At 39.8% G+C, this 21,582-nt stretch carries 18 protein-coding genes and 1 tRNA gene; 18 read left to right on the top strand and 1 reads right to left on the bottom strand.

Going from position 1 to position 21,582, the window contains the following annotated elements:
• The first annotated feature begins 50 nt into the window (after window positions 1-50).
• The 11 genes from ftsH (at window position 51) to G611_RS0101885 (ending at window position 13,297) form a co-directional block, all read left to right on the top strand.
• The gene (gene ftsH, locus G611_RS13585; protein ID WP_330362009.1) at window positions 51-2,051 is read left to right on the top strand and encodes an ATP-dependent zinc metalloprotease FtsH; all 2,001 of its coding nucleotides are present in this window, start codon (window positions 51-53) and stop codon (window positions 2,049-2,051) included.
• Between the two features lie 3 nt (window positions 2,052-2,054).
• A complete protein-coding gene (uvrC, locus tag G611_RS0101930; protein WP_028242178.1) occupies window positions 2,055-3,926 on the top strand; it encodes an excinuclease ABC subunit UvrC in 1,872 nt (623 codons plus the stop codon).
• Window positions 3,927-3,957: 31 nt separating this feature from the next.
• A complete protein-coding gene (gene hprK / locus G611_RS0101925; RefSeq protein WP_028242177.1) occupies window positions 3,958-4,887 on the top strand; it encodes an HPr(Ser) kinase/phosphatase in 930 nt (309 codons plus the stop codon).
• A gap of 18 nt (window positions 4,888-4,905) precedes the next feature.
• Window positions 4,906-6,303, top strand: a complete 1,398-nt coding sequence (locus G611_RS0101920; RefSeq protein WP_028242176.1) for an aminopeptidase — start codon at window positions 4,906-4,908, stop codon at window positions 6,301-6,303.
• Window positions 6,296-7,222, top strand: a complete 927-nt coding sequence (gene murB / locus G611_RS0101915) for a UDP-N-acetylmuramate dehydrogenase (RefSeq protein WP_028242175.1) — start codon at window positions 6,296-6,298, stop codon at window positions 7,220-7,222. The genes G611_RS0101920 and murB overlap by 8 nt, the downstream gene beginning before the upstream one ends.
• Window positions 7,219-8,091, top strand: a complete 873-nt coding sequence (gene rapZ / locus G611_RS0101910; protein ID WP_028242174.1) for an RNase adapter RapZ — start codon at window positions 7,219-7,221, stop codon at window positions 8,089-8,091. The genes murB and rapZ overlap by 4 nt, the downstream gene beginning before the upstream one ends.
• Window positions 8,092-8,937 (top strand): DNA-binding protein WhiA, encoded by an 846-nt coding sequence (gene whiA / locus G611_RS0101905; RefSeq protein WP_028242173.1) that lies wholly within the window; start codon window positions 8,092-8,094, stop codon window positions 8,935-8,937.
• 35 nt (window positions 8,938-8,972) lie between these two features.
• Window positions 8,973-9,221, top strand: coding sequence for an HPr family phosphocarrier protein (locus tag G611_RS0101900; protein ID WP_028242172.1), 249 nt, complete (start codon window positions 8,973-8,975; stop codon window positions 9,219-9,221).
• A 16-nt stretch (window positions 9,222-9,237) separates the two neighbouring features.
• Window positions 9,238-10,131: a diacylglycerol/lipid kinase family protein gene (locus G611_RS0101895; RefSeq protein WP_028242171.1), complete on the top strand. Its 894-nt coding sequence runs from the start codon at window positions 9,238-9,240 to the stop codon at window positions 10,129-10,131.
• 79 nt (window positions 10,132-10,210) lie between these two features.
• A complete protein-coding gene (gene fba, locus G611_RS0101890) occupies window positions 10,211-11,074 on the top strand; it encodes a class II fructose-1,6-bisphosphate aldolase (RefSeq protein WP_028242170.1) in 864 nt (287 codons plus the stop codon).
• 102 nt (window positions 11,075-11,176) lie between these two features.
• Entirely contained in the window at window positions 11,177-13,297 is a 2,121-nt protein-coding gene (locus tag G611_RS0101885) for a glutamine synthetase III (protein ID WP_028242169.1), read from the top strand.
• A gap of 118 nt (window positions 13,298-13,415) precedes the next feature.
• Here G611_RS0101885 and G611_RS13580 read toward each other — a convergent pair whose 3' ends face one another.
• Window positions 13,416-15,983, bottom strand: coding sequence for a transglycosylase domain-containing protein (locus tag G611_RS13580; RefSeq protein WP_051195012.1), 2,568 nt, complete (start codon window positions 15,981-15,983; stop codon window positions 13,416-13,418).
• A 54-nt stretch (window positions 15,984-16,037) separates the two neighbouring features.
• On the opposite strand from G611_RS13580, the gene G611_RS0101875 reads away from it, so the two are divergent.
• The 7 genes from G611_RS0101875 (at window position 16,038) to G611_RS0101845 (ending at window position 21,145) form a co-directional block, all read left to right on the top strand.
• Window positions 16,038-16,691: a YigZ family protein gene (locus G611_RS0101875; RefSeq protein WP_028242168.1), complete on the top strand. Its 654-nt coding sequence runs from the start codon at window positions 16,038-16,040 to the stop codon at window positions 16,689-16,691.
• Between the two features lie 100 nt (window positions 16,692-16,791).
• Window positions 16,792-16,863 (top strand) — tRNA-Gln (locus tag G611_RS0101870).
• Between the two features lie 69 nt (window positions 16,864-16,932).
• Window positions 16,933-17,631, top strand: coding sequence for an acyl-[acyl-carrier-protein] thioesterase (locus G611_RS15540; protein WP_028242167.1), 699 nt, complete (start codon window positions 16,933-16,935; stop codon window positions 17,629-17,631).
• Window positions 17,631-18,461, top strand: coding sequence for a S1 RNA-binding domain-containing protein (locus tag G611_RS0101860; protein ID WP_028242166.1), 831 nt, complete (start codon window positions 17,631-17,633; stop codon window positions 18,459-18,461). The genes G611_RS15540 and G611_RS0101860 overlap by 1 nt, the downstream gene beginning before the upstream one ends.
• Window positions 18,462-18,489: 28 nt before the next feature.
• Window positions 18,490-18,864 carry a RidA family protein gene (locus G611_RS0101855; RefSeq protein ID WP_028242165.1) on the top strand — a complete coding sequence of 125 codons (375 nt, stop codon included), beginning with the start codon at window positions 18,490-18,492 and terminating at the stop codon, window positions 18,862-18,864.
• Between the two features lie 18 nt (window positions 18,865-18,882).
• Window positions 18,883-19,797, top strand: a complete 915-nt coding sequence (gene trxB / locus G611_RS0101850; RefSeq protein WP_028242164.1) for a thioredoxin-disulfide reductase — start codon at window positions 18,883-18,885, stop codon at window positions 19,795-19,797.
• A gap of 142 nt (window positions 19,798-19,939) precedes the next feature.
• On the top strand, window positions 19,940-21,145 hold the full coding sequence (locus G611_RS0101845) for an SH3 domain-containing C40 family peptidase (RefSeq protein WP_051195011.1): 1,206 nt from the start codon (window positions 19,940-19,942) through the stop codon (window positions 21,143-21,145).
• Window positions 21,146-21,582 lie beyond the last annotated feature (437 nt).

The following is a 21,582-nucleotide window of genomic DNA, read 5'->3' as shown; positions in this document are numbered from 1 at the left end:
TTCATTTATGATAAATTAGAATATGTAAATTTAGATAAATGGAGGCAGATGTGAACGAAAATAATAATAACCAAAATGGTGGAGACAAGAAGAATAATCGTCAGCCTTTTTATACATTAGGAATATTAATACTTGTAGCGTTGTTCTTTACTAGTATGATGTATAAGGGCGCCAACACTTCTCCAAATCAGGAAATCACTTACACTGAATTCTTGAATTTGGTTGAAGAGGACAAGGTTGAAGAGGTTAAGTTTAAGGATGATGTTATTAACATCACTCTTAAAGAAGGTGAAACCTACGGCCTTTCCGAGGAGAAGGCAGAAAAGCTTAATCAGCTCTATGAAAGCGCTGGACAGCCACAGCAGACAAAGCTTTATACTGCTTATATCAGAGATGATGAATTACTACCTCTCCTTAAAAAGCACAATATAGATATTGATGGAACAATAGCTGATTCAACAGCTGCTATCGTCTACAATATTCTTTCATTTGTATTGCCATTAGTTCTTTTATGGGTGCTTTTAGGCTTCTTTATGAAGAAGATGGGCGGCGGTCCAATGGGCGTTGGCAAATCAAATGCCAAGCTTTACAACATGGAGCGCGCTACAGGCATTACATTTAAGGATGTAGCTGGACAGGATGAGGCTAAGGAATCAGTTCAGGAAATGGTTGATTTCCTTCACAATCCTAAGAAATATACAGATATCGGTGCTAAGCTTCCTAAGGGCGCACTTTTAGTAGGCCCTCCAGGAACAGGTAAAACACTTCTTGCAAAGGCAGTTGCTGGTGAGGCAGGAGTTCCATTCTTCTCACTTGCAGGTTCTGACTTCGTAGAAATGTTCGTTGGTGTTGGTGCATCTCGTGTACGTGACCTTTTCAAGGAGGCACAGAAGGTAGCACCATGTATCGTATTCATCGATGAGATTGATGCCATCGGTAAGAGCCGAGACGCTCATTACGGCGGTGGAAACGACGAGCGTGAGCAGACACTTAACCAGCTCCTTTCAGAGATGGACGGATTTGATTCTAACAAGGGTCTTCTTATTCTTGCAGCCACAAACAGACCAGAGGTACTTGATAAGGCGCTTCTTAGACCAGGTCGTTTCGATAGACGTATCATCGTTGATAAGCCAGATCAGAAGGGACGTCTTGAAATCCTTAAGGTTCATTCTAAGGATGTTAAGATGGATGAATCTGTTGATTTGGATGCACTTGCACTTGCATCAGTTGGTCTTGTAGGTTCAGACCTTGCTAATATTATTAACGAAGCAGCCATCCTTGCAGTTAAGGCAAAGAGAAAATACGTTACACAGAAGGATTTATTCGAAGCCTTCGAGCTTGTTGCCGTAGGTGGCAAGGAAAAGAAGGACAGAGCCATGAGCGAGAAGGAACGCAAAATCGTTTCTTATCACGAGGTTGGTCACGCTCTTGTATCAGCGCTTCAGAAGGATGCTGAGCCAGTTCAGAAGATTACAATCGTTCCACGTACTATGGGTGCCCTTGGTTACACACTTCAGACTCCTGAGGAGGAGAAGTTCCTTGAAACAAAGGACGAGCTTATTGCCAAGATTGTTACTTACATGGGTGGACGTGCTGCTGAGGATATCAAATTCGGCACATACACATCAGGTGCTGCAAACGATATTGAACAGGCAACGAAGATTGCCAGGGCAATGGTAACTCGCTTTGGTATGTCAGATAAATTTGGAATGATGGGACTTGCTACTGTTGAAAGCCAGTATTTGGACGGCAGAGCTTCACTTATCTGCGGCGAAAATACAGCAGCCCAGATAGATGACGAAGTCCTTCAGATGATAACCGATGCATATGCAAAGGCAAAGGAACTCCTTACAGATAACATGGAATGCTTAGATAAGATTTCCGATTATCTGTTTGAACACGAAACAATTACAGGTAAGGAATTCATGAAAATCTTTAGAGAGATTAAGGGAATCCCTGAGCCTGAAGAAAAGAAGGAATCAACAAGCACATTCTTTGATACAGATAATGATCCAATGAATGTGGTAACAGACAACATTTTTGATGAGTAATTTATGGTAACTGAAGAAGACCTTAGTAAACTCCCGGACCAACCGGGAGTTTATCTAATGCACGGGAAAAACGACGAAATTATATATGTTGGAAAAGCACTGTCTCTGAAACACAGAGTGCGACAGTATTTCCAGCCAAGCCATGATGAGGGGCTCAAGAAAAAACAGATGGTGGCAAATATCGATTACTTCGAATTCATTGTCACAGATTCTGAGCTTGAGGCTCTTATTTTAGAATGCAATTTAATTAAAGAATATCGTCCAAAGTACAACACCATGCTTCGCGATGATAAGACCTATCCTTACATTGAGGTCACAGTCACAGAAGCCTATCCTAGGGTATTGTTTTCTAGAAGGATGAAAAAGAACGGCAGCAAATTCTTCGGACCATTCACATCGGCAGGAGCTGTTCACGATACCATCGATTTAGTACGAAAACTTTATAAAATCCGCACATGTAATCAAAAGCTTCCAGAGAATTTTGGAAAGACAAGACCATGTCTTAATTATCATATAGACCAGTGCCTTGGCCCTTGTCAGGGAAATGTTCCACAAGAGGAATATCGTAAAAACGTAGATAAGGTAATCGACTTTTTGAATGGAGATTACTTCGATACCATCAAAGACCTTAAGGCAAAGATGCAAAAGGCATCTGAGGACATGGATTTTGAAAAAGCAGCCATCTACAGAGATTTGATAGAATCTGTAAAGGCTTGTGCAGGCCGACAGAAGGCTACTCAGCTGGATGGCGAGGACAGAGATATTATCGCCATGGCTAAGGGCAAGGAGGATGCCGTAGTACAGGTATTCTTTATCCGTGGTGGCAAGATGATAGGACGCGAGCATTTCTTCATTAATGTTAGAGTAGATGACACAGATGAGGATTTACTGGAATATTTCTTAAAGGATTATTACACTGGAACACCTTTCATTCCAAGGGAGGTATTCGTTCAGTTTGATATGCAAGAGGCCAATCTAATAGAAACTTGGCTTACAAACAAAAAGGGCGCAAGAGTATATCTTAAGGCTCCAAAGGCAGGCACTAAGCACAAGCTTGTTGAGCTTGCGGCTAAGAATGCTCAGATGGTCCTTGATCAGGATAGAGAAAAAATTAAAAAGGAAGAGGGCAGAACTATCGGCGCCATGAAAGAAATCGCCGACCTTCTTAATCTTCCAGGGGCAAGCAGAATGGAGGCTTATGATATATCAAATATTTCTGGCTTCCAGTCAGTAGGCTCAATGGTTGTATTTGAAAAAGGTAAGCCTAAACGCTCAGATTACCGCAAATTCAAGATTAAAACAGTTGAAGGTCCAAATGATTACGCATCAATGCATGAGGTCCTTACAAGACGTTTTTCACACGGTATTGAGGAATTAGAGGAAAATGGTGGTGTAATAGAAGATAGCTTCACCAAATTTCCAGATGTAATCATGATGGATGGTGGTAAAGGTCAGGTCCATATAGCAGAACAGGTCATGGCCGAATTAGGACTTCACATACCAATCGCAGGCATGGTAAAGGATGACCATCATAGAACAAGAGGCCTTTATTATAAGGATATGGAGCTGCCTATAGATACTCATTCTGAGGGCTTCCAACTTATCACCAGACTTCAGGACGAGGCACATAGATTTGCTATTGAATATCATAGAAGCTTGCGTAGCAAGGGGCAGGTTCACAGCTTCTTGGATGACATTGCAGGAATAGGGCCAAAACGAAGAAAAGCCCTTATGAAAAAATACATTTCTGCCGAAAAAATGGCGGCCGCTTCCCTAGAAGATTTAATGGACACAGAATCCATGTCAAAAGAGGCGGCAGAAAATGTATACAATTACTTTCACACTGTTAATTCAGAAGAAAATACGCTACAATAGTTAAAGATTTCAATACTGATCGGAGGTTTTTATGGCAACTAACAAATTTGTTACTGTAGCTACAGTTAAGGAAAGATTTAATCTTAAAAACTATACACCAGATTTAAATCTTGAGGATTCACAGGTCACAGTCGCTGATGTCAACAGACCAGCTCTTCAGCTTCACGGTTTTTACGAGCATTTCGAGCCAAGTCGTATCCAGGTAATCGGAAACGTAGAAACAGCATATTTAGCAAAGAAGAGTGATAAAGAAAAGGCAGAAAGCTTCGCAAAGCTTTTTTCATATGACATCCCTTGTGTTATTTATTGTAGAGATGAAAAGCCAGAGGATGTAATTTTGGAGGAGGCCAATAAGGCAAAGATTCCTGTACTTGGTACAGATCGTGCTACATCAGAATTCATGTCAGCACTTATCTATTCACTTAACATGGATTTTGCACCATACACTACAATCCACGGTGTACTTGTTGATGTTTATGGTGAAGGTCTTCTTATTACAGGTGAATCAGGAATTGGTAAGTCAGAGGCAGCACTTGAACTTATTAGAAGAGGACACAGACTTGTATCTGATGATGTAGTTGAAATCCGTCGTCCTAATAACGAAAGATTATACGGACGCGCACCTTCAATCACTCAGTACTTAATTGAGCTTAGAGGAATCGGTATCATCGATGTTAAATCTCTTTATGGTGTTGAGGCTGTTAAGGATGAGCAGCGTATCGATTTAGTTATCAAGCTTGAGGATTGGTCAAAGGAAAAGGAATACGACCGTCTTGGAATGACAGATGAATACATGAATATCTTAGGAATTGATGTTACATGTCACTCACTTCCAATCAGACCAGGTAGAAATCTCGCTATTATTTGTGAGGCTGCAGCAGTTAACCATCGTCAAAAGAAGATGGGATATAACGCCGCAGAGGAGCTATATAGACGAGTTCAAAATAATATTAATGGTTAACAGGAGAGTTTTAGATTTATGGAACGCAAAAACGCATGGAGTAAGTATACATCTGAAAAAGATGTAAAAAAGGTTATGAAATTTGGTGAGGAATACAGACAGTTCCTTTCTCAGTGTAAGACTGAAAGAGAATGTGTTGATTTCTTCGTTGAAAAGGCTAAGAAGGCTGGTTATTTAGATTTAAACGATGTAATCGCTAACGGCACAAAGCTTAAGGCTGGTGATAAAGTATTCGCTGCTAATAAGGGCAAGATGCTTGCTATGTTCAACATTGGTTCTGAGCCACTTGAAAACGGTTTAAACATCCTTGGTGCACATATCGATAGCCCAAGAATGGACTTAAAGCAGAATCCACTCTATGAAGATACAGATATGGCACTTCTTGATACACATTACTATGGTGGAATTAAGAAGTATCAGTGGGTTACTATTCCACTTGCACTCCATGGTGTTCTTGTAAAGAAAACAGGTGAAGTTGTAAAGGTAAACGTTGGTGAAGACGAGTCAGATCCAGTATTTGGTATTTCAGATCTTCTTATCCACCTTGCAGCTGACCAGATGGATAAAAAGGGTGCTAAGGTTGTTGAAGGTGAAGACCTTAACGTAATCGTAGGAAGCATCCCAGGCTTCGATAAAAAGGGCGAGAAGGAAAAGGAATCTGTTAAGAAGAACATTCTTAAGCTCCTCAAGGATAAGTACGATATCGAGGAAGAGGATTTCATTTCAGCAGAAATCGAAGTAGTTCCAGCAGGTCCTGCTCGTGACTTTGGTTTTGACCGTTCTATGATTTTAGGCTATGGTCATGACGATAGAGTATGTGCATACCCTTCATTCATGGCACTTGTTAACACAACAAAGACACTTACAAGAACAGCATGTGCTCTTCTTGTAGATAAGGAAGAAATCGGCTCAGTTGGTGCAACAGGTATGCAGTCCAAGTTCTTCGAGAACACTTTAGCTGAACTTTACAATTGTGTAGGAGATTATTCAGAGCTTAAGGTTCGCCGTGCTCTTACAAACTCAAAGGTTCTTTCATCAGATGTTTCTGCAGCACTTGATCCAAACTATGCTTCAGCATTTGAAAAGAACAATGCAGCTTATCTTGGACGTGGTCTTGTATTTAACAAATACACAGGCGCTAGAGGAAAGAGCGGTTCTAACGATGCTTCAGCAGAGTACGTTGGAGAGGTTCGTGCTATCATGGATAAGGATAGCGTTTGCTGGCAGACAGCAGAACTTGGTAAGGTAGACCAGGGTGGCGGCGGAACAATCGCTTACATCATGGGTAACTATAACATGCAGGTTATTGACTCAGGTGTAGCAGTTCTTTCAATGCATGCACCATGTGAAATCATTTCAAAGGTTGATTTATACGAAGCACTATTAGGATACGAGGCGTTTATTAAGTATGCTTAATGATAAATATCAAAAGCTTGCAGAAGCTTTAAATGAGCAATTTAAGGATGCGTTAATTCTTACAGAGGAACCAATGAAGGGCCACACCACTTTTAGAATAGGTGGCCCTGCGGATATTTATGTTGAACCTGATTATCCTTCTATCATTTCGCTTATTCAGTTCCTTAAAGAACAGGATGTGCCTTTTACTATGATTGGTAATGGTAGCAACCTGTTAGTATCTGATAAGGGAATAGAAGGTGTAGTAATATCTCTTGGAAAGAAATCAGCAGGTATTACTATAGATGGTGAAAAAATGATTGTTGAGGCTGGAGCTATGTTGTCAACTGTTGCAAATACAGCAGCTGATAACGGGCTTACAGGCCTTGAATTTGCGTCTGGAATCCCAGGTACTATAGGCGGAGCAGTCTATATGAATGCAGGCGCCTATGGCGGGGAAATGAAGGATGTATTAGAATCTGTTTTAGTTTTAACAGAGAATTTTGAACAGAAGACAATGACACCTGAGGAGCTTGAGCTTTCTTATCGTCATTCTTCACTTATGGAAAAAGGCGGCTATGTGCTTTCAGCGGTAATCAAGCTTCAGCCAGGAGATAAATCCGAAATCAAGGCAAAGATTGACGACATCAGAGCACAGCGTACTGCAAAGCAGCCACTTAATTATCCTAGCGCTGGTTCTACATTCAAAAGACCAGAGGGATATTTTGCCGGAAAGCTTATTGACGATGCGGGCCTTAGAGGCTATAGTGTAGGCGGAGCACAAGTATCTGAAAAGCATTGCGGATTTGTTATTAACAAGGACAAAGCAACAGCGGCAGATGTGCTTAAGCTCATGCACGACGTAGACGATATTGTTTTTGAAATGTTTGGAGTTCATCTTACTCCGGAAGTCAGAATTATAGGGAGGGACATCAATTGAAGTTACTAATTCTCACAGGAATGTCAGGAGCAGGAAAAAATACTGCGTTTAAAATGCTTGAAGATATGGGATATTACTGTGTGGATAATTTGCCTATACAATTACTTAAGAGCGTAGTGGAATTGGCAGAAAACGGCGCATTTGACGAGAAAATTGTAGTTGGTATTGATGTTCGTAACGGCAGGGCTATGAAGCTGTTGCCGGACATTCTGCAGGAGCTAGATAACGATAAGAAGCTATTTTCTATACTTTTCCTTGATGCTGAGGATGATGTTCTTATAAAACGATACAAAGAAACAAGACGAAATCACCCTCTTTCAGGAAGAGAAAGAATTGCTGCAGGTATTGTAAAAGAAAGAGAATCAATCGGCTTCTTGCGTGATGAAGCAGATTACGTTATTGACACAACACATCTTCTAACAAGAGAGCTTAAGGCTGAGCTTGAAAAAATATTTGTTGATGATGTAGACTATAAAAGCTTATTTATTACAATCATTTCCTTTGGTTTCAAATATGGAATTCCAGAGGATGCGGATCTTGTATTTGATGTAAGATTCCTTCCAAATCCATACTATGATACAGACCTTAGACCTTTTACAGGAAATGATCAGCCTATCAAGGATTTCGTATTAAAATACGACGAGGCCCAGACCTTCCTTGAAAAGACTACAGATTTAATCAAGTTTTTGATTCCTAATTATATAAAAGAAGGAAAGAATCAGCTTGTCATTGCAGTGGGATGCACTGGCGGTAAACACAGAAGTGTTTGCTTAGCTGATGAAATATTTAATGCACTTAATGGTGACGAGTCCTATGGACTTAAAATAGAGCATCGTGATATAGGAAAAGATGCCTTGAGAGGAAAGTAATTGTCGTTTTCAAAAGACGTAAAAGAAGAGCTTTTTTCGATAATCCCAAAGAGCAGACATTGCATTATTGCTGAGCTTGCTGGGATTTTTCTAATGCATGGCGTAAATATACACAAAAGTATTTCGGATGATGCATTACAAAGAAAAGTCTTTACTTTATTAAATAAAACACGTAATATAGGAAAAGATGTCACAGCACTTACTGAAGCTGTTTATTTAGAGACTATAAAAATGATTAAGCTAGATGAAGACAGCTCTAAAGTGAACGATTTAATAATTCAGCAGCCATGCTGTAAACGTTCATTTATTAGAGGCGCATTCTTAGCAGCAGGTTCGATATCTGACCCTAACAAGGGATATCATTTCGAAATCGTTTGCTCAGAAGAATCACAGGCCATTCAGTTGGTTTATGCGATGAACGCTTTTGATGTAGATGCGAAACATGTCGAACGAAACGGCAAATACGTTGTATACATTAAAGAAGGCGCTCAAATCGTAGAAATCCTTAGAGTGATGGAAGCAGCTCATTCAGTTATGGAGCTTGAAAACATTCGTGTAGTTAAGGAAGTGCGAGGCACAATAAATCGCAAAGTAAATTGCGAGACTGCCAATATAGGTAAGACTGTTAGTACAGCTGTCAGACAGATAGAAGATATTAATCTTATAGACCAAAGATTAGGCCTTGAGAATCTACCTGTTCAGCTTCAGGAAATTGCAGCAGTCAGATTAGAATATCCAGATACACCGCTAGGTTCATTAGGACAGTATTTGGATCCACCTATTGGTAAATCGGGAGTAAATCATCGATTGAAAAAGCTGGCTAAAATAGCAGAAGAATACAGATAAGTCAGCTAAGGTTTTTAGTTTTTCAGGAGGACGTCATGCAAAAAGAAGTTACAATTCAGATGTCAAATTCAATGGAAGCCACACCTATTGCTCATCTAGTACAGTTGGCAAACCAGTTTGCAAGTTCAATCTATTTTGAGATGGATGAAAAGAAGGTAAATGCTAAGAGTATTATGGGAATGATGAGTTTGGTACTAGCTTCAGGACAGACAGTAGTTATAGATGCAAGTGGTGATGATGAAGAAAAGGCAGTAGCTGAACTTTCTGATTTCCTTACAAAATAAATTTAAAGAGGATTATATGTCAAAGAGATTATTATTTATAGTAAATCCCCGTTCTGGTAAGGGGCAAATAAAGGAGCATCTTGCTGACATCCTAGACATTATGATTAAGGCTGGCTACCAGGTTAGTGTGCATATTACACAGGCTGGTTCAGATGCCACCAAACAGACAATTGAAAGAGCTAAGGAATTTGATAGAATCGTTTGCTCTGGAGGAGATGGCACCTTGGATGAGGTTGTCACAGGAATGATGCAGCTACCAGTAGCTGAAAGAAAGCCTATTGGCTACATTCCAGCAGGCTCTACAAACGATTTCGGAAATTCTCTTGGCATAGATAAGAATATGTTGAATGCAGCGCGTATCAGTGTATCCGATAATCTATTCCCATGTGACATAGGTAACTTTAATTCGGATTCATTTGTTTATGTAGCTGCATTTGGTATTTTTACAGAAGTTTCATATGCCACACCGCAGGATATGAAAAATGTTCTAGGACACGCAGCGTACATTATCGAAGGCGCTAAACAGCTTAGAGATATTCCATCATTTAGAATGCAGGTGGAATATGATGGAAATGTTGTATACGATGAATTCATCTATGGAATGATTACTAACTCTAAATCAGTTGGCGGTTTCCAGGGAATCATAAGAGGTGATATAGGCTTAAATGATGGAGTATTTGAAGCTACTCTTATCAAAATGCCACGTAACCCAATGGAGCTTAATGAAATAATAGGTTTCATGACAGGAATTATCCCAGATTCAGATATGGTATATTCTTTCCAAACCTCATCAATTCGTTTCACATGTAGTGAAGAGGTTCCATGGACTTTAGATGGTGAATTTGGAGGAAATCATAAGGTGGTTTCCGTCGTAGATGAAAAAGGTGCATTGGAAATAGCTATTGAATAGAAATTTCCATTATGTTAAAATTTCCGTTAGATAGGGTTCTATTTAAGAATCCAAAAACGCATATATGGAGGAATAATTTATGTTAGTTTCTGCAAAAGAAATGCTTGATAAAGCAAAAGCAGGCCACTATGCAGTAGGCCAGTTTAACATTAACAACCTTGAGTGGACAAAGGCCATTCTTCTTACAGCTCAGGAGCTTAACTCACCTGTAATCCTTGGTGTATCTGAGGGTGCTGGTAAGTACATGACAGGCTTCGGTACAGTTGCAGCTATGGTTCGCGCTATGGACGAGGAGCTCGGAATTACAGTTCCTGTAGCACTTCACCTTGATCATGGTACATACGAAGGATGCTACAAGTGCATTAAGGCTGGTTTCACATCTATCATGTTTGATGGTTCACACTATCCATTCGAGGAGAACCTTGCAAAGTCTACAGAGCTTGTTAACGTAGCTCACGGACTTGGCCTTTCAATCGAGTGCGAAGTTGGTTCAATCGGTGGTGAAGAAGATGGCGTTGTAGGTATGGGCGAATGTGCTGATCCTAACGAGTGCAAGACAATCGCTGATCTTGGTGTTGATATGCTTGCAGCTGGTATCGGTAACATCCACGGAAAGTATCCAGCAAACTGGCAGGGACTTTCATTTGAGACACTTGATGCTATCCAGCAGAAGACAGGTGCTATGCCACTCGTACTTCACGGTGGTACAGGTATCCCAGCTGATATGATCAAGAAAGCTATCGAGCTTGGTGTTTCTAAGATCAACGTTAATACAGAGTGCCAGCTTTCATTTGCTGATGCAACACGTAAGTACATCGAAGCAGGTAAGGATCTTGAAGGTAAGGGATTTGATCCACGTAAGCTTCTTGCTCCTGGTACAGAAGCTATCAAGGCTACAGTTAAAGAAAAGATGGAACTTTTTGGTTCAGTTGGAAAGGCTTAAACCTTTTACCGGTTTAGCTTTTAGTTGAACTATGGAAAGACAATCGGTATATTGTGCTGATTGTCTTTCTTTATATATGTTATGGGAAAGGATACTTTATACATGGAAGAATATTTTAATGTGGCAGACATCTTTGGTGAGAATGTTTTTAACGACAGTGTTATGCAGGAACGTCTCCCAAAGAAGACTTATCAGAAGTTAAAGCAGACTATTCTTGCGGGAGAAGAGTTAGATTTGGAAACTGCTGATGTTATCGCACATGAGATGAAGGAGTGGGCTATTGAAAAGGGAGCAACCCACTATACACACTGGTTCCAGCCACTTACAGGAATCACTGCTGAAAAGCATGATTCATTTATTTCGGCACCACTTCCTAGCGGAAAGGTTCTTATGAGCTTTTCTGGTAAGGAGCTTATCAAGGGTGAACCAGATGCTTCTTCATTCCCTTCAGGAGGTCTTAGAGCCACATTTGAGGCTAGAGGCTATACAGCATGGGACCCAACATCCCCTGCCTTTGTTAGACAGGATGCTGCAGGTGCCACACTTTGCATACCAACAGCCTTCTGTTCATACACTGGCGAAGCACTTGACCAGAAAACACCATTACTTCGTTCTATGGAGGTTTTATCTGAGCAGGCTATTCGTTTACTTAGATTATTTGGAAACACCACATCGCAGCGTGTAACACCTTCAGTTGGTGCAGAACAGGAATACTTCCTTATTGACCGCGAAATGTATCTTGCCAGAAAAGATTTGATGTACACAGGACGCACCTTATTTGGCGCTATGCCTCCTAAGGGACAGGAGATGGACGACCATTACTTCGGTGCTATTCCAGAGCGTATTGAGGCCTATATGCGTGACGTAAACATTGAGCTTTGGAAGCTTGGTGTATCATCAAAGACACAGCATAACGAGGTAGCACCAGCTCAGCACGAGCTCGCACCTATCTATGCACAGTGTAACGTGGCAGTTGACCATAACCAAATCATTATGGAGACTCTCAGAAAGGTAGCTAACCGTCATGGTCTACAGTGTCTTCTCCATGAGAAGCCATTTAATGGTGTTAACGGCTCTGGAAAGCATGATAACTGGTCTCTTGTAACAGATGATGGTATCAATCTTTTTGAGCCAGGTAAATCACCACACGAAAATATTCAGTTCTTATTAATCCTTTGCCTTGTACTTAAGGCAGTAGATTTACATGCTGACCTTCTTAGAGAATCAGCATCAGATGTTGGTAACGACCAAAGATTAGGCGGAAATGAAGCACCTCCAGTTATTATTTCAGTATATCTTGGAGAGCAGCTTCAGGACGTTTTAACACAGCTCATTTCTACTGGTACAGCTACTAAATCTAAAAAGGGTGAAAAGCTTGAAACAGGTGTTAGAACACTTCCTGATTTCAGAAAGGATGCTACAGATAGAAACCGTACATCACCATTCGCTTTCACTGGAAACAAATTCGAATTCAGAATGGTTGGTTCACAGGATTCTGTTGGTGAGCCAAATGTAGTTCTTAACACAATCATGGCAGAGGCACTTTGCGATGCTTGTGATGAGCTTGAGAAAGCTAAGGATTTTGATGGCGCAGTTCACGATATGATTAAGAAGCTTGCTACAGACCATCAGCGTATCGTATTCAATGGAAACGGCTACGGAGATGAATGGATTGAAGAAGCTAAGAGAAGAGGCTTACCAAGCATTAATTCATTTGTTGATGCCATTCCTGCTCTTACAACAGATGCTACAGTTTCTATGTTTGAGAAGTTTAAGGTATTCTCAAAGGTAGAGCTTGAATCTCGTGCAGAAATCGAATATGAGCAGTATATTAAGTCAATTAATATCGAAGCTCGTACAATGATAGATATGGCTTCTAAGCAGATTATTCCAGCTGTAATCAGCTATGCTACAGAGCTTGGACTTTCAATTGGAACAATATCAGATGCTTGCCCTGAGGCCGATGTAAGCACTCAGAAGGAGCTTTTAATCAAGGTATCTAATTACCTTAGGGAAGCAAAAGAAGCTCTCGTAAATCTCAAGCAGGTGAACGAGAAGGCATATGCTATGAAGACTTCTAGCTGTGAAAAGGCTAACTATTATCATGATGAGGTTGTAAAGGCTATGGATGAGCTTCGTGCTCCTGTAGATGCCTTAGAGATGATTGTAGACAAGGAATCTTGGCCAATGCCAAGCTACGGCGATATGATTTTCGAGGTATAATGAAATAAAAAAACACCCCGTTACGGTCACAAGCATAATTAAAACCCTGCATCACTAATATGTGAAGCAGGGTTTTATTATAGCTTGTTACCTACGGGGTGTTTTTTTATATTTAATTCTATTCACCACCAACAACTTCAATCTTGCCTTCGCCTTCAACGGATTCGCCGCCTCCAAGCTGTCCTGAGTTAGGAAGTGGTTCACCTGGATGTAGAGGACAATACTGTCCGAAGGTTGCTGCATTAACTGCAAATGGTTCGTCCTCTGAACCAGGGGCGCCATCAACAATAAATACGCCGCCATAGTTAGGACAGGTAGAATTTGCAAACATGTGTGATTGTGTACATACATATCCTAAATAATGCTTATCGCAAGTTACTGTAGGTTCAGTGCCACGCTCGAAGTATTCAGTGTAAACCATTGAACCACGTGGGTCATGGTCACATACTCCAGGAATCGCAAGCTTTCCAGATTTTCTACAAACCTGAACTGCTACAATGTCGTTTGGCATTGTGAAATCCTTGTTGGCCAAGCCTTGGTGAATTCGGCTCATTACGGCCTTCCAAATAACCTTAGAGTATGTTGTATAGCTTTGAGGTGTATTATCGTCATATCCACCCCAAATGACGCCTGTATAGTATGGTGTGAAGCCAGCAAATACAGTATCTTTGTTCTTTGTTGTTGTACCAGATTTTCCGGCAACAGTCATTCCTTCAAAATTAGCAGCTGTACCAGTTCCAGATGTCATAACATCCTTCATGGCACTTGTAAGAAGCCATGCTGTAGTAGGCTTTAAAACGCGTCTAGAGGCGTTCTCTCTGTTATCCAGGATAATGTTACCCTGATGGTCTACAACGGTTGTATAGAACACTGGAGTGTTGTATTCACCGCCGTTTGCTATGGTAGCGTATGCGGCAGTCAAATCAAGATTAGTAACACCCTTTGTGATACCACCAAGAGCAAGGGCTGCATTGTTATCTTTATCAGATAATGTAGTGATTCCTAAATCTTTAGCGTACTGATAACCAAGACCTGTACCGATATCTTGAATAACCTCTACTGTAACAACGTTAATAGAATTAGTAATGGCTGTTCTTATGTTAGTCCAGCCAAGATATTTGTTGTTGTAGTTCTTAAGTGATGTACCATCTGCGTATGTAGTTGGCATATCGTTTTCAACTGAAGCAAGTGTCATTCCGCCAGCATCAAGAGCAGCGGCATAACAAGCAATAATCTTAAATGTAGAACCAGGCTGTCTGGTAATACCTGTTGCACGGTTAAGTGTCTTAGCGGCTGTCTTATCGCCACGTCCACCTATCATTGCTACCACATGGCCTGTAGACTGATCCATGATAGTCATTGCAGCCTGAGGCTGAAGTGTGTAGGTGACAGATTCGCCGGCAACCTCGTCGCCTTCTTCCATAACAGCTGCTTTGTATTCTTCAATTGCAGCAGCGGCTTCTTCTTCAGAATCATATTCAAGATTGCTTCTTGAACTGCTTGCCTTGATGTAGTTCAGCATTGTGATATCTGAATAGTTGGCAGTAGTGCCATCGGCCTTGTTAATGGTCAATCTGTAAGAGAAGGAAACCTTCTCAATGTTTTTGTAGTTTGCTGTGTTGTTTATTTCTTCCTGAACAATGTTCTGGATGGCAGTGTCCTGTGTAGAATAAATAGACAATCCGCCTGAATACAATAATGAATAAGCTTCAGATTCGCTGTAGCCTAATCTTTCCTGCAAATCATTTACGATTTCATCTGTAAGTGCATCAACAAAATAAGAAGTAGATGTTGTTGCGTTCTCAGTATTCAACACTTGAATTCTGTCGTATACATCATCTGCCAAAGCTTCTTCATATTGGCTTTGAGTGATGTAGTTTTGCTTAAGCATATCGCCTAAAACCTTCTTGCGACGCTTTGCGTTTTCCTCTGGATGAGTAATAGGATTATACTTTGATGGGTTTTGAGTAATACCAGCGATTACTGCACTTTCCGAAAGAGTTAAATCTGAAACAGATTTATTAAAATATCTTTCAGCTGCAGCCTCAACACCAAGTGTATTCTGACCTAAGTTAATACTGTTTAGATAGTTTTCCAAAATCACTGATTTCTTAGTGATTTTTTCAAGCTGAACGGCTAAGTATTGTTCCTGTATCTTTCTATTGATACTGTCAAGCTTAGTACGTTCAGAAGTCCATGTGGTGAAATAGTTATTTTTCAATAACTGCTGAGTAAGAGTACTAGCACCCTGTGAAAAATGAAAACCATTTAAAACGCCATCAACGGCTGCTCTTATAATACCCTGTGGATCGATACCGTTATGTTCATAAAAACGTGAATCCTCGATAGCAACAAAAGCATGCTGCAAATCAATAGGTATTTCGTCTAAAGTTACATAGGTTCTATTTGCACCTGTAGAAGCCAGTGTTTCAATCTCATTTCCATCTGAATCAAAAACTGTACTCATGTAACCAGTAGGGGATATATCTATAGTAGATACGTCTGGTAACTGGTCTATTAAATCTTTTGCATAGAGGTAAGCAAAAATACCACCAGCTAAAACAACAGAAACGATGCATATAAGTGATAAGCGAATAATGGCAAGACCTGCACTATGTCGCTTACGTTTCTTACGTCCTGTAAGTTTGGCGGTTTGCTTAGCTGCATTTTCTTTTCCGTAATTCATAATAACCTCCAATTTAGACTTCATTATACCAAAATTATCAATTATAATAAACCTATGGAAAATAAGAGCTATAAAATAATATATGAAGGCGGAGTGGGAGAGATAGAGGAAAAGAAGTCCAGATTCATTGCTCACATCTGTCCAGTTAAAACAGAACAGGAAGCTACAGATTTTATCGCAGCTAAGAAAAAGGAATTTTGGGATGCAAGACACAATTGCTCTGCCTTTGTGATTGGTCCTAATAATGAAATAACCAGATGTAATGATGATGGGGAACCAGCGCAGACTGCTGGAAGACCAATGTTAGACGTTTTACTTAGAGAGAACATTCATAATTGCGTTGTGGTCGTCACCAGATATTTTGGTGGCGTTCTTCTTGGTACAGGCGGACTTGTAAGAGCATATCAGGGTGCAGTGCAGGAAGGACTTAAGGCGTGCCAGATTCTTGAGCCTCAGGATGGTAAGCCATGTACAATTTCTACCGACTATAATGGCTACGGAAAAATAGAATATGTTCTTCGCGAAGGAGATCTTCCGATTTTGAATACAGATTTTGGTGCTGACGTAAAAATTTTTTCGGTGGTTCCAACAGAAAAAATTGAAGAAATTGAAAAAAAGATCGCAGACAAGACTGCTGGAGCAGCAAAAATCGAATGGGAAAATGCCGTAAAATACGCGATTTTAGAGGGCTCGCTAATAAAATTTTAAAAAAGTGAAAAAAATATGAAAAAAATGCTTGCGTTTTTCAAAAGTAGGCCTTATAATAACATTCGTTGACGCGGCAAAGCGGCAAAAAAACAAAAGACATTGGCCCATCGCCAAATGGTAAGGCAACGGACTCTGACTCCGTCATTTCAAGGTTCGAATCCTTGTGGGCCAGCTAGACCTAAGCAGCTATTTGCTTAGGTCTTTTTTTTACAATTTTTCATTAGATGATAAAGGAGCACATATGTATAAATACAGAGACAGAGTTAGCTATAGTGAAGTGGATTCAAATCTTAACCTTACATATTTCAGTCTTGTTAATTATATGCAGGATTGTAGTTGCTTTCATTCTGACGATGTAGGCGTTGGTGTTAATTATCTTGCACCTTTAGATAGAGGCTGGTTTGTTACCAGTTACGAAATTCATATCAATAGGTTGCCTAAGTATTTAGAAAAGATTACCATTGCTACATACCCATATCAGGTTAGGGGAATGATGGCTCGCCGTATTTACACTATATGTGATGAAGCAGGAGAAGTATTAATATACGCTGATTCCCTCTGGGTATTGATGGATATCAAAAATCTTAGACCTGCCAGAATAAACGAACAAATTGCAGCAGCTTATCCGGAGGATCCAGATAGACCTCAATTTGATTTCAAGAGACCTAAGCTTCACTATAACAATGAAGGCGAAAAGGTCGGTACATTTACTGTAGGGGAAACACACATTGATACTAACGGCCATATGAATAACTCCTTCTATATAGATGTCACCAGAAGATTCCTTCCAAGCCAGGAATTTTCTAATATCAATATCAGCTATAAAAAAGCTGCATTATTATTTGATGAACTAGATGTATATTTGGTAAAATTAGAAACAGGTTATCAAGTCGTTCTTAAAAAGGATGACGAAGTATTTACAATTGTGGAGTACAAATAATGAAATTAGGTGAAATTCAAAAACTTAAAATACAAAAGAAGGTAGAATTCGGAGTATATCTATCTGATGGAGAGGAGAGAGTACTGCTTCCAAAAAAGCAGGTACCAGAGAACTTTTCTATTGGAGATGAAATCCAGGTATTTGTCTACAAGGATTCAAAGGACAGACTCATAGCTACAACATCTACACCAAAGCTTACATTGGGGCAGATGGGGGTGCTTACTGTCAGCCAACTTAATAAGGTAGGCGCCTTCTTAGACTGGGGATTGGAAAAGGACTTATTCCTTCCATTCAAGGAAATGACCAGACAGCCATCAGAGGGCGATGAAATCTTAGTCAGAGTTTACATCGATAAAAGCGAAAGATTATGCGCAAGCATGAAGGGCTTATACGAAATGCTTTCTAAGAAGCCACCATATCAGGTTGGAGATGAGGTAGAAGCAAGAATCTATGAGTTCGGTCATGATTTTGGAACCTTCGTAGCCTTAGAGGATAAATATTCAGCTATGATTCCACGTCACGAGGATGTTAGCAAATACAGAATCGGCGATGTAATCATGGTCAGAATCACTGGCATTAAAGAAGATGGTAAGTGCGATGTTACTATTCGCGATAAGGCATATATTCAGATGGAAGATGATGCAGATGCCCTTTTAGATTTAATTGATAGCTATGCTGGAGTATTGCCATTTACAGAAAAGGCTTCTCCAGAGGTTATAAAAAGAGAAACAGGTCTTTCAAAGGCTGCTTTCAAGCGTGCAATAGGAAGACTCTATAAGGAACGTAAAATCACTTTAGAGGGTGGTAAAATACGTAAAGCAGACAATTAGATTTGGCGTAAAGCAGGAGGAAAATGTAATGAAAAATGTGATTTCTACAACATCAGCACCAGCAGCAATCGGCCCATACTCACAGGCTATTGAGGTAAATGGAATGGTTTATACATCAGGAATTATTCCAGTTGATCCAGCCACAGGAGAAATACCTGAAGGTGCAGCAGCACAGGCAGACAGAGTATTCAAGAGCATGAGCGCACTTCTTGAGGCAGCTGGCACATCTATGTCAAACGTAGTTAAGACTACAGTTTTCATCAAAAACATGAATGATTTTGCAGCTATTAACGAAGTATATGCAAAATATTTTCCAGAGCCATTTCCTGCACGTTCTTGCATCGAAGTTGCACGTATTCCAAAGGACGTTTTGCTAGAGGCAGAAGCTATAGCAATAAAGTAATAAAATCGGAGAAGAATAATGATTTATGATGTGATAGTTATAGGGGCAGGCCCAGCAGGGCTTGCTGCTGGTATTTATGGGAAAAGAGCGGGGTTTGATATATTAGTTCTTGATACCAGCTCAATCAGCGGTGGACAGATTCTTAATACTTACGAAATCGATAATTATCCAGGTTTTCCAGGAGCATCAGGAACAGAGCTTGCTGACGCCATGAAAAATCACTGTGAAAAGCTTGGGGTAGAGTTCGCAAGAGGAAAAGTTACTTCTATTGTAGATAAGGGTGAAACAAAAGAGCTTATCACTAAGAAGCAGACTTTCGAAGCGAAAACAATAATAATTGCAACAGGAGCTTCAAATAAGAAGCTGGGCTGTCCAGGAGAAGAAGAGTTTTCTGGAATGGGCGTTTCTTATTGTGCTACTTGTGACGGGGCATTCTTCAAGGATAAGACAGTAGCTGTTGTAGGTGGCGGCGATGTTGCTTTAGAAGATGCCATTTATCTATCAAGATTCTGTACCAAGGTATACCTTATTCATAGAAGAGATGAATTCAGAGGTGCTAAGGTTCTACAGGACAAAGTTAATTCTATAAATAATATAGAAATAATATATGATACTGTAGTTGAATCTATAGAGGGAGCAACCGCTGTTTCTGCAATTAATCTTCATAATAAAAAGACTGAAGAAAACAGTAAGCTTGAAGTCGATGGAATATTTATAGCTGTTGGAACTGTTCCAAATACAGGCTTCCTATCTGATTTAGTAGACATGGATTCTAAGGGATATATAGTCGCTGATGAAACCTGTAAAACATCTAAGGAAGGTATATATGTCGCTGGTGATGTGAGAACAAAACAGCTTAGACAGGTTATTACAGCCACTGCAGATGGAGCTAATGCTATTACATCTATTCAAAACTTTTTTCAAAATAATTAGTTTACCAAATTATTACAAATCTTAATAAGCTGTTTTTATATATAAAGTCTAGGTAAAGTAAAACTTGACATATATACATTTAACCTATATAATTTAAAACAGTTGTAATAAGTTTGTAACAAATTCGGAGGTTTTTTACAAAATGAATTCTAAGATTACAAAGTCTGTAAGCTATGCACTTGCTGCATGTGTTGTCGCATCAAGCATTTCACTTTGCTCTGATGCTGCTAGCGCTACATCAGGTGTCAGCGCTCTTTCAAGTGCTACTGGTGTTCTTGAGACCACCAACTTCACAGCATTTGCTGGCGCACAGCTTTCAGTTAATGATATGCTTGCTAACGCAACTAATATCTCTACCGAAACTCAGCTTGCTGAGAATGAGTCAGAGTGGGTTGCCACAGCAGAAAATCCATACGCTAACATAGCAATCGCTCAGGTTGATAATTATGTATATATTCGTGAAAGCGCTTCAGCTGATAGCGAATATGTCGGAAAGCTTTATAACAAATCTGCAGGTACAGTTTCAGAAACAGTTGAAGCTGAAGATGGTACTTGGGTTTGCATCACATCTGGTGATGTAACAGGATATGTTAAGAGCGAATTCGTAGTACAGGGTAACGAAGAACTTGCTAAGGAAATGTCACGAAGAGTTGCTACAGTTAATACTCAGACATTATATGTTAGAGAGCAGGCTAGCACAGATTCAGCCGTTATAGATTTACTTCCATTAGGTGATGATCTTACAATCATCGATGAGTCAATGGAAGATTCAGGCTGGGTTAAGGTTTCCTGTGATGCAGGTGATGGTTACATCAGTACAGATTATGTTGATATTTCAACAGAATTTACAGTAGCTGAGTCTAAGGCACACGAGGAAGCTCGTCTTGCTAAGGAAGAGGCTGATAAGAAGGCAGCTAAGGAAGCAGCAGAAAAGGCTACAGCATCTGCAGCAAAGTCTTCTAAGTCTTCATCATCAGAAGGAAAGCATTATTCAGCTCCATCTGGTTCAAACGGAAGCTCAGTTGTTAATTATGGTGCACAGTTCGTTGGTAACCCATATGTTTACGGTGGCTCTTCACTTACAGGTGGTACAGATTGTTCTGGTTTCGTAATGAGCGTTTACTCAGCATTCGGTGTTGGTCTTCCTCATTCATCTAGCGCAATGCGTAGCGTAGGTTATGGTGTATCTTATGATCAGATGCAGCCAGGTGATATCGTATGTTACTCAGGTCACGTTGGTATCTATGCTGGTAACGGAACATTACTTCATGCTTCAAATGCAAGAACTGGTATCACATACTCAAATGTTAACTACAAGCAGATTCTTGCAATCAGAAGAATCTTCTAATAAACGAATTATTAGGCGTCGCAGAAGCGGCGCCTTTTTTTAACATAATAAAGTTACGAAAACCTTTAAGTTGTAGCAAATACGTATTATAATAATATCTGATATAAAGTATGAACAATTGTCTGAAAATAATATAAAATAGTTTAATAGCATTTCTTTAAAAAGTGCACAAAAAAGTTACAAGTTAAAAAGAGATATAATTTATAAAAGTGTGGAAATGTAATTATTTTTCAACAATAGTTTATAAAAATAATGCGAAAAAACGGACTTGTAAACCTTTTATCCACTTTATCCACAGAAAATGTGAAAAATTAGGAAAAGTTATCCACAATTTATAGAAACGTATGTTTTGGACTAAATCGACAAAACTGAGCAAATTGCTAAAAAAGCTTGACTTTAAAAGCGCGATACACCTATCAGAAAATAGTGTCTATTAT

Source organism: Pseudobutyrivibrio ruminis AD2017 (assembly GCF_000424305.1).
GTDB classification, from domain to species: Bacteria; Bacillota; Clostridia; order Lachnospirales; family Lachnospiraceae; genus Pseudobutyrivibrio; species Pseudobutyrivibrio ruminis_B.
The sequence above is the reverse complement of the archived record's forward strand: the minus strand, read 5'-3'. Positions and strand labels throughout refer to the sequence as shown.